At 42.3% G+C, this 15,577-nt stretch carries 10 protein-coding genes; 3 read left to right on the top strand and 7 right to left on the bottom strand.

Annotated features, from left to right (window positions below; translation table 11 throughout):
- Positions 1-183 precede the first annotated feature (183 nt).
- Together pckA and PGR74_RS09815 are read right to left on the bottom strand one after the other, a co-directional pair.
- Positions 184-1,791, bottom strand: a complete 1,608-nt coding sequence (pckA, locus tag PGR74_RS09820) for a phosphoenolpyruvate carboxykinase (ATP) (RefSeq protein WP_041502763.1) — start codon at positions 1,789-1,791, stop codon at positions 184-186.
- Between the two features lie 134 nt (positions 1,792-1,925).
- Positions 1,926-2,495, bottom strand: a complete 570-nt coding sequence (locus PGR74_RS09815; RefSeq protein ID WP_041502764.1) for a hypothetical protein — start codon at positions 2,493-2,495, stop codon at positions 1,926-1,928.
- Between the two features lie 243 nt (positions 2,496-2,738).
- Between PGR74_RS09815 and PGR74_RS09810 the strand changes: the two genes are divergently transcribed.
- Complete coding sequence (locus tag PGR74_RS09810) at positions 2,739-5,090, top strand: S9 family peptidase (RefSeq protein WP_333492323.1); 2,352 nt, start codon at positions 2,739-2,741, stop codon at positions 5,088-5,090.
- 23 nt (positions 5,091-5,113) lie between these two features.
- On the opposite strand, the gene PGR74_RS09805 is transcribed toward PGR74_RS09810, so the two are convergent.
- The 5 genes from PGR74_RS09805 to PGR74_RS09785 form a co-directional block, all read right to left on the bottom strand.
- Positions 5,114-7,732, bottom strand: a complete 2,619-nt coding sequence (locus tag PGR74_RS09805) for a valine--tRNA ligase (RefSeq protein WP_270517025.1) — start codon at positions 7,730-7,732, stop codon at positions 5,114-5,116.
- 108 nt (positions 7,733-7,840) lie between these two features.
- The gene (locus PGR74_RS09800; protein WP_041502765.1) at positions 7,841-8,683 is read right to left on the bottom strand and encodes a zinc ribbon domain-containing protein; all 843 of its coding nucleotides are present in this window, start codon (positions 8,681-8,683) and stop codon (positions 7,841-7,843) included.
- A gap of 3 nt (positions 8,684-8,686) precedes the next feature.
- Positions 8,687-9,472, bottom strand: a complete 786-nt coding sequence (locus tag PGR74_RS09795; RefSeq protein WP_041502766.1) for a Nif3-like dinuclear metal center hexameric protein — start codon at positions 9,470-9,472, stop codon at positions 8,687-8,689.
- Between the two features lie 33 nt (positions 9,473-9,505).
- A complete protein-coding gene (locus PGR74_RS09790) occupies positions 9,506-9,841 on the bottom strand; it encodes a MerR family transcriptional regulator (protein ID WP_041502767.1) in 336 nt (111 codons plus the stop codon).
- Between the two features lie 37 nt (positions 9,842-9,878).
- Positions 9,879-10,847, bottom strand: coding sequence for a M23 family metallopeptidase (locus PGR74_RS09785; RefSeq protein WP_041502768.1), 969 nt, complete (start codon positions 10,845-10,847; stop codon positions 9,879-9,881).
- Positions 10,848-10,990: 143 nt separating this feature from the next.
- Between PGR74_RS09785 and alaS the strand changes: the two genes are divergently transcribed.
- Together alaS and PGR74_RS09775 are read left to right on the top strand one after the other, a co-directional pair.
- On the top strand, positions 10,991-13,630 hold the full coding sequence (gene alaS, locus PGR74_RS09780) for an alanine--tRNA ligase (protein WP_041502769.1): 2,640 nt from the start codon (positions 10,991-10,993) through the stop codon (positions 13,628-13,630).
- 99 nt (positions 13,631-13,729) lie between these two features.
- Positions 13,730-15,448 (top strand): tetratricopeptide repeat protein, encoded by a 1,719-nt coding sequence (locus PGR74_RS09775; RefSeq protein ID WP_041502770.1) that lies wholly within the window; start codon positions 13,730-13,732, stop codon positions 15,446-15,448.
- The last annotated feature ends 129 nt before the right edge of the window (positions 15,449-15,577 follow it).

Genomic DNA, 15,577 nt, shown 5'->3' with positions numbered 1-15,577 from the left:
ATAGTTATATAAATTATATATATATAGATACTTGTGTCGAATGGTTGGTTTGATATCAATACCGCGGGTAATGACTTAAGTTTTGTATCGGATTTTAATCGTTTTTTGAATCACGGTCGTATGGATAAAAAAGACCTTGCCGCTTAGCGGCAAGGTCTTTTAAGTATATGGCGTAATATCGAATTACAATTTCGGTCCGGCAGTGACTAAGGATTTTCCATGAGGGTTTCCGGTGAATTTTTCGAAATTCTTAACGAAACGTCCGGCGAGGTCTTTGGCTTTTGTGTCCCAATCGGCAACGTTGGCATAGGTGTTGCGCGGATCCAGAATTTGGGTGTCAACACCCGGAAGAGCCGTCGGAACAGCCAAGTTAAAATAGGGAATCTCCTTCATTTCGGCCTTATCGATAGAGCCGTCTAAGATCGCGTCGATGATACCGCGTGTATCTTTGATGGAGATACGTTTTCCTGTACCGTTCCATCCGGTATTCACTAAATAAGCGGTAGCTCCGACCGCTTCCATTCTCTTCACCAGCTCCTGGCCGTATTTGGTCGGGTGCAAAGAGAGGAATGCTGCTCCGAAACAAGCGGAGAAGGTCGGTGTCGGTTCGGTGATTCCTCTTTCTGTCCCGGCTAATTTGGCGGTGAAACCACTCAAGAAGTAGTATTGGGTTTGTTCCGGAGTTAATTTGGAAACGGGAGGTAATACTCCGAAAGCATCGGCTGTCAGGAAGATTACTTTTTTAGCATGTCCCCCTTTGGAGATCGGTTTTACGATATTCTTAATATGATAAATAGGATAAGAAACACGGGTGTTTTCAGTAACCGACTTGTCTGCAAAATCGATCTTTCCGTTAGCATCTACCGTAACGTTTTCGAGCAACGCATCGCGGGTAATGGCATTGTAAATATCCGGTTCGGCTTCCTTGGATAGGTTGATGACTTTGGCATAGCAACCGCCTTCATAGTTGAATACTCCCTCATCGTCCCAACCGTGTTCATCGTCCCCGATCAACAGACGTTTCGGATCGGTAGACAGGGTCGTTTTACCCGTTCCCGATAAACCGAAAAAGATGGCTGTGTTTTCTCCGTTCAAATCCGTGTTGGCGGAACAGTGCATGGAAGCAATACCTCTTAACGGATTCAGATAGTTCATGATGGAGAACAATCCCTTTTTCATCTCTCCGCCATACCAAGTGTTCAGGATAACTTGTTCCTTCGTGGCCAAATTGAATACGGTCGCTGTTTCGGAGTTTAAACCTAACTCTTTGTAGTTTTCGACTTTTGCTTTGGAAGCGTTGAAACAAACAAAATCGGGTTCCCCGTAGTTAGCTAACTCTTCTTCCGTGGGACGGATGAACATATTTTTAACGAAGTGTGCCTGCCAGGCTACTTCCATGATAAAACGAACCTTCAAACGGGTACTGGGATTTGCACCGCAGAATGTATCTACCACAAACAATCTTTTTCCGGACAGCTCTTTGACAGCTAATTCTTTCAATGCTTTCCAGGTAGCTTCGGAGGTCGGTTTGTTATCGTTTTTATATTCATCGGAGGTCCACCATACTGAATCTTCACTTGCTGCATTTTTTACAAAGAATTTATCTTTGGGAGAACGGCCCGTGTAGATGCCGGTCATTACGTTTACAGCCCCTAATTCGGTTACGACACCCTTATCGTAGCCGGTTAAACCCGGTTTCGTCTCTTCCTCGAAAAGAGTTTCGTAGGAAGGATTGTGTAAGATCTCTGTTACACCGGTAATTCCGTACTTGCTTAAATCTAATTTTGACATAATAGTAAATTTATATAAACCATTTATTAATACTTTTTTTCTGTAATTACTTTGCAAATGTAGGAAACATTTCGTTATAAAATTGTCTTCTTCCTTTTTCCTCTTCTCCTTTATGCTTTATTAACATTCAATTTTCATTCTATATTTACACCGCTTCTCAAACGTTCGAAAATCAGTCGAACGTATTTATCCGTCCCGATTTTAGAAGCGATGTTTTGGATATAATTAGCCGAAAACGGGGTATTTAGCTTTTTTTCGATCCGATTTCTTGCGATAGCGGTTAAGGCGGCTACTTGAAGGTAGGGGACGCCCGATTCCAAAAATTCATCTACTATTTCTTCTAAATCTTCTCGTTTGGATAACACGAGGGTTCCAAAATATTCGGCGATTTCGAAATGGAAACACAAAGATAATAATTGTGTAATTTTTTCTTTAATTGCCAAAGAAGGAGGTAACAAGAAACATGCCAAGATTTGTTCTTCGCGTCTTTGGGTACCCCATAACAAGAGAGCGAGTTCCAGATTTCGGGGATAGTTCCGGGATAGCGTTTTCAGGGATATATAGCTGGCTCCGACTTGTCCTTGGGTATCCGCCCCGATTCTTTCCAAGCTGTCTAATCCTTTTCCGTTCTGCAACCGGCGTATCCGGTGACGAATCTGGTGAAACAATTGTTCCAGCTCTTTATTGATCGGGCGTATTTCCATAATCCGGTAAATATGAAGTCTGCATGTTATTTTTATACTTCACAAAGTTAGCGATAAGAATTTAGATTTTTTTATTTACAAATATGTTTTGTAGCATATGCAAACGTTTGAGTAGATGAGTTTTATCACTCAACTTTGTTTGTTAAAAAATTATTAAGTCTTTATAAAAAATAAATTATTCCCATAGATGTTTCTATCTTCGTTCCCATTTCGAGAAAAAAGGTTTATTTAAAAAATAGTATAATGATGATGAGATGTTTTCTATGGTTATTTCCTTGTTTCTTTGTTTTAATTTGTACCGGTCAACAAGCCAACTATAAACGTGCCGAGCAATTTATGCGGGGAAGGGGAAATGATTTGATCGGCTCAACGAAAGTCGAACCCCGATTTCTTAAAGAGAGTGATAAATTTTGGTTTACGTACAAAACGGGAGACGGCTTGCGCTACTATTTCGTCGATCCGAAGGCCCGGAAAAAGCAAGAACTTTTCGATCGTGATTTTATGGCGAGGGAGTTAAGCAAGATCATTCACAAACCGATGAATAGTAAAAATTTAACTTTACAGAATATCCGATTCAAGAAAGATGAAAAAACAATGACTTTTCAGATGGATACTTTTGCATTTTCTTATGATATATTTGCCCGGCGATTGGTTAAATTGGATTCTTTAGAGAAAGAAGAAAAGTCGAAATCCCGTGCTCCGGGGCTTATCGGTAGCTATTCTCCTGACAGTACTTACGTGGTGTATGCTAAAAAGCATAACCTGTACGCGATGCGGGTAAAGGATTCCGTTGAAACCCAGTTGACTACCGACGGGGAAATTTACCATTCCTATGCTTACGCGGAAGAGGATACTTCCGCTCAGAAGATGGCTGCCAAAATTGTGTGGTTTAAAAATTCCAATCGGTTTTACGTGAGACGGTCGGATGACAGGAAAGTAAATTCTTTATTTGTTGTTAATGTCCTGGGAGAACGTCCTCGCTTGCAAAAATATAAATATGTTTTTGCCGGAGACGAGCACGTGACGCAGTACGATCTCTCTGTTTTCGATGTGGATGCCAAAAAACAGATTCGGGTTCCGATTGAGAAGTGGAAGGATCAGAAACTGAGTGTTTTATATGTGGCGAAGAAAACGGATAAATTTTATGTACAACGTAAAAAGCGGACGTGTGACGAATTGGATATTTGTGAGGTCGATGCGATTACCGGTGAGGTGAAGGTTTTGATAAATGAGACGGATAAGCCTTATTTTAACGATGATTTTTACCATATCTCTTTTCTGAATGACGGGGAGGATATCATATGGTGGTCCGAGCGTACGGGACACGGACACTTCTATCATTATGACGGAGGGGGAAATTTAAAAAACGAAATTACTTCGGGGGAATGGACAGCCGGAAAAATGATAAAAATCGATACGGTCCATCGAACGATGTATTTTGCAGCCTATGGGCAAGTAAAGGGAGAGCCTCCTTATTATGCACGGATTAACAAGGCCGATATAGACGGGAAAAAAGGTGTTGAGATATTGACACCGGAGATGGCAACCCATGCCGCCGATTTTTCTCCCTCCGGACGCTATTTTGTGGACAATTATTCCCGGGCGGATTTGGAACCGAGGAGTGTGTTGAGAGACAACAGAGGTAAAGTCGTGTTCGAATTACCGAAGCCTGATCTTTCCCGTTTGTATGAAACGGGGTGGAAAATGCCGGAACCTTTTACCGTGAAGGCGGCCGATGGGGTGACCGATCTGTACGGTTTCATGTGGAAACCTTTTGATTTTGATTCGACCAAGACTTATCCGGTTATCTCCTACGTCTATCCGGGACCGCAGACAGAAGCTTTCCCGTTAGTCTTTAGCGTTACTTCCGTTTACAACGCGGGGTTGGCTCAGGTCGGTTTTGTCGTAGTCTCGTTCGGGCACCGCGGGGGAACTCCCTTGAGGGATAAATGGTATCATACTTTCGGTTACGGAAACTTGAGGGATTACCCTTTGGCGGATGATAAGTACGGTATAGAACAGTTGGCATCCCGTCATCCTTTTATCGATATTTCGCGGGTGGGTATTTTCGGGCATTCCGGAGGTGGTTTTATGTCTACGGCCGCCTTGTGTACGTATCCTGATTTTTATACGGCAGCGGTATCTTCTGCCGGTAATCACGATAATAATATCTATAACCAATGGTGGGGAGAGACCCACCATGGAATAAAAGAAGAAGTTCGTGAAATCCGGGAAACGGTAAAGGATTCTCTTACCGGGAAGGACACGACGATCGTTCGTCGGGAGACTTATTTTAAAACCCGCGTTCCGACTAATATAGAGTTAGCGAAACAGCTGAGAGGGTATTTATTGTTGGTGACGGGAGATGTGGATAATAACGTGCATCCGGGTAATACCCTTCGGATGGCAGATGCATTGCTGAAGGCCGGAAAAAATTTCGATTTGGTGGTGCTCCCGGGTATTCGTCACGGGTTTTCCGGGATTCAGGATGATTTCTTCCAGCGTAAGATGTGGTTTCATTTTGCCAAGCATCTTTTAGGAGATTACACGTCGGAAACTTATCGGGAAATTGATGAGTATAACAGGAAAAAATAAAGGTCGCCGAGCGACCTTTATTTTTATAATTCGGCTAACTGTTGCTCGATGGCTTTAATTCTGGCTTCGGCATCCGCCTGCTTCTTTTTTTCGTTTTCGATTACTTGTGCCGGGGCTCCGTTCACGAATTTCTCGTTGCCGAGTTTTTTCATGACGGAAGCCAGAAAACCTTTGGCGTAAGCCAGGTCCGCTTCTAATTTTGCTTTTATCTCTTCCGTGTTCAGTTGCCCGACGGCGGGAATAAAATATTCCACGGTATCGGCAATGAAACTCCATGCTCCTTTAACGCTGTCGCTAACCTCCTCTACCCGTTCTATATTTCCCATCTTTCGGATAATGGATTCGAATTTTTTCGGATAGCGTTCATTACTTTTTATCTTTAGAACGATAGCCTCTTTAAAAGCGACGTTATTTTGTTTACGTATGTTGCGGATGCCGGCAATTACTTCTTTGGCGTGCTCGAATTCGGTTAGAAAACGATTGTCGTATTCTTCCAGCGTCGGCAATACGGAAACCATAATGCTTTCTCCGCTTTTTCTTTCCCGTAAATTTTGCCAGATCTCTTCCGTGATAAACGGCATGAAAGGGTGGAGGAGCTGTAACATCTCTTCAAATAGGCGCAATGTTTTCTCGTAAGTCATCCGATCTATCGGTTGCTCGTAAGCAGGTTTGATAATCTCGAGTAACCAGGAAGAGAATTCGTCGCGGAAACCGGTATAAACAGTCATTAAGGCTTCTGATATCCGATACTGGTCGAATTGGGCGTTCAGGGTCTCTACGCTTTTTCGTAAGTATTGTTCGAACCATTCGATCGCTAACTTCGAGTGAAGAGGTTGTTCAATGTCGGCAACCTTCCAGTTGTTAACGAGACGGAAAGCATTCCACATTTTTGTTGTAAAGTTTCGTCCTTGTTCCGGTAGGCTTTCGTCGAATAACAAATCTCCTCCGGCCGGAGAGCATAACAACATGCCTACGCGGACGCCATCGGCTCCGTATTGTTCAATCAGATCTAAAGGATCGGGAGAGTTCCCTAAAGATTTGGACATTTTTCTTCCGATCTTATCCCGGACAATTCCCGTGAAATAGACACTTCGGAAGGGCATAGCTTTTCGGTATTCGTATCCGGCCATAATCATGCGGGCAACCCAAAAGAAAATGATATCCGGAGCCGTGACGAGGTCACTCGTCGGATAATAGTAGTTGATTTCATCGTTGTCCGGATGATTGATGCCATCGAATAGGGAGATAGGCCATAACCAGGAGGAGAACCAGGTATCGAGGCAGTCCTCGTCTTCCCGAAGATCGGCAAGCGTGAGGCTTTTGTTGTTGCTTTTTACCTTCGCTAATTCTAACGCTTTTTCAGCTGTTTCCGCCACCACGAATCCTCCTTCCGGGAGGAACCAGGCCGGGATCCGATGTCCCCACCACAACTGTCGGCTGATACACCAGTCTTTGACGTTTTCCATCCAATGCCGGTATGTGTTTTTGAATTTGGCAGGATAGAATTTGATATCGTCCTTCATAACGGCATCTAATGCCGGTTTGGCTAAATCGGCCATTTTCAGAAACCACTGCATGGAGAGTTTGGGCTCTATCGGTACATTCGTGCGTTCGGAATAACCTACTTTGTTTTCGTAGGATTCGACCTTCTCCAGCAGCCCCGCGGCTCTCAGATCTTGTTCGATCTGCGTACGGACCTCGAAGCGGTCCATGCCGATATACAGTCCCGCGGCCTCGCTAAGAGTTCCGTTGTCGTTGAAAATATCGATGGAAGGCAGGTTGTATTTTTCGCCTAACATATAATCGTTCACGTCATGGGCGGGAGTCACTTTCAAACAACCGGTTCCGAATTCAGTATCCACGTACTCATCCTCGATAACTGGAATGACGCGGTTTACTAAAGGCACGATCACTTTTTTACCTTTTAAATGTTGATTTTTCGGATCGTTGGGGTTGATGCACATGGCCGTGTCTCCCATGATGGTTTCCGGACGGGTGGTCGCCACGATGGCGTACCCCTCTTCTCCTTCGATTTTGTAACGAAGATAGTATAGTTTGCTATGCTCCTCTTTGTAGATAACCTCTTCGTCGGAGAGGGCGGTCAAGGCTTTGGGATCCCAATTTACCATTCTCACTCCGCGATATATCAATCCTTTGTTATACAGGTCGACGAAAACCTTGATAACGCTTTCCGAACGTTTGTCGTCCATGGTAAAGGCTGTCCTTTCCCAGTCGCAGGAAGCCCCTAATTTGCGAAGTTGTTTTAAAATAATACCCCCGTGCTCTTCCGTCCAATCCCAGGCGTGTTTCAAAAATTCGTCTCGCGTTAAATCTGTTTTTTTGATCCCTTTCTGGGCTAATCTGTTTACTACTTTAGCTTCCGTGGCAATGGAGGCATGATCGGTTCCCGGCACCCAACAGGCATTTTTACCGGATAAACGGGCCCTTCTGACGAGAACATCCTGAATAGTATTGTTCAACATATGTCCCATGTGCAACACTCCGGTCACGTTGGGAGGAGGAATTACTATGCAGTAAGGAGTTCTTGTTTTGTCGACCGAAGAATGAAAGAGCTTGTGTTCCATCCAGTATCGATACCATTTCTCTTCGCTCGTTTTCGGGTCATAGTTTGTGGGAACCATTTTCATTTACAGTTTTAAATTTACGATTTCTAATTTTTAATTGAAAAAAGAGGTTGTCCGAATGTTTTGCCGGCAACCTCTTTATTTTATTTAAATATTCAGCTTCTTTTACTCATCCGCTTTTTTTACTCTTCTGCTCTTCTTCTTCTGAGATTCAAGTGCTGCTTCCAGGTCTGCCTGTTGCTGTGAACCGTCGTAGTCACAGATGTATTTGTCAATTAATATACGGCCGCAATATTCACAGACGATGATTTTTTTCCGGGAACGGATGTCCAATTGTCTTTGAGGAGGAATTTTGTTGAAACATCCTCCGCAGGCATCCCGGTCCACGGTGACGACGGCTAAACCGTTGCGAGCATTGGCGCGAATCCTGCGGTAAGCCGTGACGAGACGCTCATCGATAGTGGCAGCCAATTGTTCCGATTTGGCCGTCAAAGACTCTTCATCTTTATGTGTCTCTTGGATGATATCGTTCAATTCACTTTTTTTAGCTTCCAAATCAGCGACTTTGTCTTCATATCGTTTGGTGGCTTCTGCCATTAAAGCTTCTTTTTCCGTTTTGTTTTTTTGCGATTCGCGAATTCGTTTGTCCTGAAGTTCGATTTCTAATTTTTGGAATTCGACTTCCTTGCTCAAAGCGTCGTATTCCCGATTGTTGCGAACATTATCCAATTGTTCGCTGTATTTTTTGATGGCATCTTCAGCCTTCTTTATATCTTGTTTTCTTTGAGCGGTTGTTTTGTCCAATTCACTCAATTCCGTTTTAAAGTTTTCGATACGAGTTTCTAAACCTGCGATCTCGTCCTCAAGGTCCTGAACTTCCAACGGCAACTCGCCCCTGAGTGTTTTGATTTTGTCGATCTCGGTGTCAATTCGTTGTAATTCATACAGGTTCTGCAATTTCTCTTCAATTGTCAGATCTTGCATTTTTTCATTGTTATTCGTCACCATATATTATAAATAGTTTATCGGATTTGTATTAATATCAGAAAACTGAACGGCAAATTTAGGCATTTTTTTTGTAACTAACTCATAAAAGATATCTTTTGTGAATTGTTCACTTTCATAATGTCCGATATCGGCTAAAATGATCCGGTTCTCCGTTAAGAAAAAATCATGGTATTTGAGATCTCCCGTAATATATAGGTCTGCCTTTTTAAGAATCGCTGTTGGCAGAAATGAAGCCCCGGCTCCCCCGCATACGGCTACCCGTTGGATTTGTTTTTTGGATGGGGTCGTGTAACGGATGCCTTTACAATGAAAAGTCTCCTTCACGTGTTGGAGGAAAAAGATGGGATCGACAGGGGAATCCAGCGTTCCGATGATGCCATATCCGTATGGATAGGGCGTCTCTCCTTCCTGTTGCAATATTTCCTGATCTTTCAAACATAGTTTATCCGCCATTCTGCCGCTGACTCCCTGGGCGATAACGTCCATGTTCGTGTGGGCCGCGTAGATCGCGATCTCGTTCTTAACGGCAAGTATAATGGATCTTTCGACGTAAGTTGAAGGGGTGATTTGTTTTAGTCCTTTGAATATAAGAGGATGATGGGAGATGATAAGATTGTGTCCTTTTTGGATTGCTTCCCGTACGACATCCTCTGTTACGTCGATACAAAGTAAAATCGAAGTGACTTCTTGCTCGACATCCCCACAAATCAGCCCGGAGTTATCAAAATCGGCCTGTAACTCTCTTGGTGCATACGCTTCGATGATCTGAATAATCTCCTGTATTTTCATGACGAATGGGTTTAAATCGTAGAAAGGTTCGTTTTACTTCAGGTTATCCTTGATGGAAATCAGTTCTTCCTTTATGTTTTTTAATTTCTTAATGATCTCGAACCGGAGTTCCGTTTCTTCTTTTCTGTCTTTTAGTTGTAACTGGGCTCCTTTCAGGGTCATTCCTTTTTCTTTTACTAGATGATAGATCAAATGAAAATTATCCACGTCGTTTTTGGTGAATTGTCGGTTACCCTTTTTGTTTTTGTGCGGCTTTATGATATCGAATTCTTTTTCCCAGAAACGGATCAAAGAAGCATTTACGCCGAACATACCGGCTACTTCTCCGATGGAGTAATATACTTTTAAATCTTGTTCTTCTTTTTTCATAATCCCGTATGATTTTTAGTCTGGATTACAAAGTGATTTAGTCCATACTCTGCCCCGTATTGTTAGCCGCCTCAACCATGGCATCGAATTCTTCCGCGGTAAGGTCGTTAAAATAGTAGTTTATCGGATCTACAGGTTTTCCGTTTTTCCGGACCTCGTAGTGTAAATGAGGACCTGTGGAAAGCCCCGTATTCCCTAAATATCCGATGACATCACCCCTTTTTATTTTTTGCCCTTTTTTCACGTAAGACTCTTTCATGTGAGCGTAAAGGGTTTTATAATTAAAGCCGTGGTCGATAACGACATGGCGTCCATATCCTTTGTCGAATGTGTTGCTCTCCACGATTCCGTCTCCCGTGGCATAGATGGGAGTTCCCACGATACCGGTGAAATCCATTCCTGCATGAAATTTTACCGTTTTGTAGATGGGGTGCATGCGCCATCCGTACGAAGAAGAGACAGGATGTGCTGCATTTTTAGAAACGGGTAGGATGGCCGGGATAGAAGCTAACATTTCGATCTTGTTTTTGGCCAGCTTTTCGACTTCGTCGTACGATTTGCTCTGAATATAGATGGCTTTGGATAATTGATCGATTTTCCGGGCTGTTTCTATAATCAGATCTGAATTTTTCAGGTGCTCCAAGTACTCGTATTTGTTGACTCCTCCCGTGCCGGCCCGGCGTATGGAAGTTGCAATCGGGTCCGTTTCGAAGATGACGCGGTATATGTTATCATCTCTCTGCTCGAGATCTTTTAAAATATTGTCTAACCGTTTAACTTCGTTACTTAATAGATGATATTGGGTAAGGATCTCTTCGTTTTCCCTTTTCAGGGCTTTCTCCTTGGGCGAATCCATAAAAGCAAATATAAGAAGAAGCATCACGATGGCTAAAGAGAAACTTGAGATGAATTTTTGAATGGCCTTTCTGATTCTTTTTCTTATCGTTGTCTCTATTTTATCAAAAGATAATGTTTCTGAATTAAAATGATACCCAGCTTTTGGCATAATCTGGTTTGTTTGTAATAAATTTATTGTTTCCGGCGCAAAGTTAAAAGAAATAATCTAAATTTGCAACCTTATAATTCTATGGCCTTTCGGACACGATTGCAGTTCGTTAGCGGAGTTTAATTATTTAGAAAAATAGCTATATGAAGTCGGCAGAGATCAGACAAAAATTTCTGGATTTTTTTGAGAAGAAGTCTCATATGATAGTCCCTTCCGCCCCGATGGTAATTAAGGGAGATCCCACGTTGATGTTTACAAATGCTGGGATGAATCAGTTCAAGGATATTATTTTGGGAAACGTGCGGCCGAAAGCGACGAGGGTGGCCGATTCTCAGAAATGTTTACGGGTTTCAGGTAAACATAACGATCTGGAAGAGGTGGGACATGATACCTATCATCATACGATGTTCGAGATGTTGGGAAATTGGTCGTTCGGTGATTATTTCAAAAAGGAGGCGATTGCTTACGCGTGGGAGTTCCTGACGGAGGAGATGAAATTGGATAAAGAGAGATTATATGCTACGGTGTTCGAAGGTAGTAAAGAGGATCATCTGGATGCGGACACGGAAGCTTTAACATTTTGGTCCGATTATTTACCCCGGGAACGTATCCTCTTCGGGAATAAGAAGGATAATTTCTGGGAGATGGGAGATATGGGGCCTTGCGGTCCCTGTTCGGAGATCCACATTGATTTGCGTCCCGAAGAAGAACGAAAATTGAAGCCGGGGTGCGAATTAGTGAATAAAGATCATCCTCTCGTTATCGAGATATGGAATCTGGTATTCATGCAATATAACCGGAAAGCAGATGGTAGTTTGGAGAATCTTCCCAATCACCATGTGGATACGGGTATGGGATTTGAACGGTTGTGTATGGCTGTTCAAGGTAAACGTTCCAATTACGATACGGATGTATTCACTCCCATTCTTGAAGAGATTTCCGAGCTTAGTGGAATTCGCTACGGTAAGGATGAAAAGGCGGATATCGCCATGAGGGTGGTAGCCGACCATTTGAGAACCATAGCTTTTTCGATTACCGACGGGCAATTGCCGTCCAATGTGAAGGCGGGTTATGTCATTCGTCGTATTTTGCGGAGAGCGGTACGTTATGCGTATACCTTTTTAGGCCAGAAAGAGGCTTTTATGTTTAGGTTGGTTCCCGTGTTGATAGAAGTTATGGGGCAACATTATCCCGAATTATCTAACCAACGGGTGTTAATAGAGCGTGTGATCCAGGAAGAGGAACAGGCTTTCTTTAAGACGTTGGATAAGGGGATAAAGTTGTTGGACAGAATTATTGCCAAAACGAAGGAAGAGGATTACGTGACGGTTCCGGGGAATGTAGCTTTTGAACTTTATGATACGTATGGTTTTCCTTTGGATTTGACGGAATTGATTCTTCGTGAAAACGGATTAGTTGTAAATCGCCGGGAATTTAAAGCGGAAATGGAGGCTCAAAAAGAACGTTCCAGATCAGCTGCCGCTGTCGATACAGACGATTGGGTAGAATTGATCGCGGACGATACGCAAGAGTTCGTGGGTTACGATTACACGGAGACAGAAGTACGGATAGCCCGTTACAGAAGAATAATCACCAAGGGAAAAACCTTTTATCAACTTGTGTTTAATATTACTCCTTTTTATGGAGAAGGGGGTGGTCAGGTAGGTGATAGCGGTTATCTTGTTTCTGATGTTGAAAAAATACGGATCATCGATACCCAGAAAGAAAACGGATTGACGGTACATATTACGGATAAATTACCGGGAGATCTGACCCAGACGTTTACGGCACGGGTTGACACGGAAAGACGGACGGCTATTGCAAACAACCATACGGCGACTCATTTGTTGCATCATGCTTTGCGGGAAGTGTTGGGAACGCATGTGGAACAAAAGGGGTCATTCGTGAGTAACGACTATCTGCGTTTTGATTTCTCCCATTTCCAGAAGGTTACGAATGAGGAGTTGGACAAGGTCGCTGCTATCGTGAATCGTAGGATACGGGAAAATTCGCTGCTGGAAGAGAATCGTTCCATACCTATAGGGGAGGCGAAGAAAATGGGAGCAATGGCGATTTTCGGCGAAAAATACGGGGATTTGGTACGCGTGGTGAAATTTGGGGAATCTGTGGAGTTGTGTGGAGGAACGCATGCCCATGCTACCGGACAACTCGGATTTTTTAAAATCGTTTCCGAAAGTTCTGTCGCCGCGGGGATACGTAGGATTGAAGCGATAACGGCAGCAAAGGCCGAAGAGTACATTTTGAATCATTTCCATATGTTTAACGAGGTGGAGAATATGTTCAAGTCCAATCGCGGGGTTTTGGAGAATATTCGGAGTCTGTTGGAAGAGAACGTGGAATTGAAAAAAGATATTGAAAAGTTTGAGAATGAGTCGCTAAAAATAGCCAAAAACGGTCTGAAAAACAGTAAACGGGTAGTAAGGGATATTAATTTTATATCTAAAAATCTCTCGTTCCCGTCTACGAAGGTGAAGGATTTGGCTTTTCAGCTGAAGGGAGAAGTGGATAGACTGGTTTTGATCATAGGAGGCGTATACAACGGGAAACCCCATTTAACGGTGATGATCAGTGAATCCTTGGTAAAGGAATATGATTTGCATGCAGGACAAATTGTCAAAGATGCGGCACAGGAAATGAAAGGCGGTGGAGGCGGCCAACCGTTTTTTGCAACTGCCGGAGGTTCAGATCCTGACGGTGTAGAGCACGCGATCCAAAGAGCCGAGAGGTTAATATTAGACAAAATTAAAGTGGATTTGGTATAAAATTTGCACTTCGATGTGTAATGTTAAAAAAAAATTATACATTTGTTTTGTGGAAAAGTGAAAACTAATTTGAGTATTACAAATAAAATTAAGAATTCTATGAAAAGAACTTTTGGATTGGTTGCGGTTATTGGTTTGACCGGACTTGTTGCTGTGTCTTGTTCTTCTTTGAAAAAGATGGAAAAACGTGCAAATGAAGTTACGTATGTGGTAACTCCTGAAACTTTGGTTACGAAGGGCGGTATGGTTGATTTGAAAATTGATGTTACTTTCCCGGAAAAATATTTCCATAAAAAAGTAACAATTGAAGCCACTCCGGTATTGAGATATGAAGGAGGCGAAAAAGCCTTTGCGGCAAAAGCCATTCAAGGAGAAAAAGTACAGGGCAATAACGAAGTGATTCCTTACGAGGCAGGAAAAACGGTTTCTTACGTGAGCCGGATTCCTTTTGAAGATGCCATGAGACTTTCAAATTTAGAGATCGACATTCTTGGTTCTAAGGGAGAGGCATCTCGGAAATTTGAACCGAGAAAAATCGGTGATGGTGTGATTGCTACGGAAACTTTAGTAGAGAATCAACCGGCTATCGCTTTAGGAGCTGATGCCTTCCAGAGAATTATTAAACAACAAGAAGAGGCTGCGATCTATTTCTTAATCAATGCAGCCAATATTCGTTCCAAAGAGATGACTTCCGAAGAGATGAAGAACTTGCAGAAATTTGTTAAGGAAGCGGCTTCTAAGGAAAATATGAAATTAAACGGTATCGATGTTAGATCATATGCTTCTCCGGACGGTAGCTATGATTGGAACGAGAAGTTAGCTAACAAACGCGAGGCTAATTCTTCTACTTTCATGAAGAAACAAATGAAAAAAGATAAAATTCAACAATATAAGGATGCTGAATTTTTCAAAAAATACGTGGTGGCAGAAGATTGGGAAGGATTCCAGAAAGCTATGGAAGCTTCTAATATTCAAGATAAGGAGTTGATCCTTCGCGTTCTTTCTATGTATTCTGATCCGGAAGTGAGAGAAAGAGAGATCAAAAATATTGCTTCTGCTTTCACGATCATTGCCGATCAAATTCTTCCGAAATTGAGAAGATCCATGTTTGTGGTAAATGCTGAGTTAATCGGTAAATCGGACGAAGAATTGAAAGGTTTGGCTAAGTCTAATCCTGCTGAATTGAATGTAGAGGAGTTACTGTATTCTGCTACCCTATTCGATGACAATGCAGACAAATTAGCTATTTATAATCTTTGTATCAGTCAGTTCCCGAGTGATTGGAGAGGTTATAATGATGCCGGTATGATTCAGTTCGAAATGGGACAAGTAGATTTGGCAAAAGCTAATTTCGAGAAAGCCAACTCTTTGTCAGCCAACAATAAAACAATTCAGAATAACTTGGGTGCTATTGCTTTGAAAGAGGGTAATATCGGACAGGCTGAAGTTTATTTCGGAGCTGCTACCGGAGTGGGTAATGAAGTAGATTACAATAAAGGTGTTGTCGCTATCATGAAGGGTGATTATGATAATGCAGTTCGATATTTTGGAAATTGTAGTTGTGTGAACGCTGCTTTAGCTAATATTTTGGCCGGAAATAATAATGAGGCTTTAAAGAAATTGAATGCAGGTGAAAATTCGGCTATGGCTTCTTATTTGAAGGCTGTAATTGGAGCCAGAACAAATGACGATGCCATGGTATTGGATAACTTGAAGAAAGCATGTGCCATGGATGCTGATTTGAAACAATTGGCCGCAACAGACATGGAGTTTGCAAAATATTTCGATAATGCGGATTTTACTTCGATCGTAAAATAATTAATTTCTGATAATTTGGAAAAGGCTATCTGTAATTTTTCAGATAGTCTTTTCTTTTTACCCGCTTTTTTTCTTGAGGGAATGCAATATTTTTTATATTCGTAATGTTATTTTTTACTTCAAAAAATT

Source organism: Sanguibacteroides sp. AM78-02pH3A (assembly GCF_027666085.1).
GTDB classification, from domain to species: Bacteria; Bacteroidota; Bacteroidia; order Bacteroidales; family Marinifilaceae; genus Gabonibacter; species Gabonibacter massiliensis.
This window is presented reverse-complemented; position numbering and strand designations above follow the sequence as displayed.

Excerpts from the sequence above, each read along its gene's own strand:
- PGR74_RS09795 (WP_041502766.1), bottom strand. The coding sequence starts at position 9,472 with ATGAAAATACAGGAGATTATTCAGATCATCGAAGCGTATGCACCAAGA.
- alaS (WP_041502769.1), top strand. The coding sequence starts at position 10,991 with ATGAAGTCGGCAGAGATCAGACAAAAATTTCTGGATTTTTTTGAGAAG.
- PGR74_RS09800 (WP_041502765.1), bottom strand. The coding sequence starts at position 8,683 with ATGGTGACGAATAACAATGAAAAAATGCAAGATCTGACAATTGAAGAG.
- PGR74_RS09785 (WP_041502768.1), bottom strand. The coding sequence starts at position 10,847 with ATGCCAAAAGCTGGGTATCATTTTAATTCAGAAACATTATCTTTTGAT.
- pckA (WP_041502763.1), bottom strand. The coding sequence starts at position 1,791 with ATGTCAAAATTAGATTTAAGCAAGTACGGAATTACCGGTGTAACAGAG.
- PGR74_RS09775 (WP_041502770.1), top strand. The coding sequence starts at position 13,730 with ATGAAAAGAACTTTTGGATTGGTTGCGGTTATTGGTTTGACCGGACTT.
- PGR74_RS09810 (WP_333492323.1), top strand. The coding sequence starts at position 2,739 with ATGATGATGAGATGTTTTCTATGGTTATTTCCTTGTTTCTTTGTTTTA.
- PGR74_RS09790 (WP_041502767.1), bottom strand. The coding sequence starts at position 9,841 with ATGAAAAAAGAAGAACAAGATTTAAAAGTATATTACTCCATCGGAGAA.
- PGR74_RS09815 (WP_041502764.1), bottom strand. The coding sequence starts at position 2,495 with ATGGAAATACGCCCGATCAATAAAGAGCTGGAACAATTGTTTCACCAG.
- PGR74_RS09805 (WP_270517025.1), bottom strand. The coding sequence starts at position 7,732 with ATGGTTCCCACAAACTATGACCCGAAAACGAGCGAAGAGAAATGGTAT.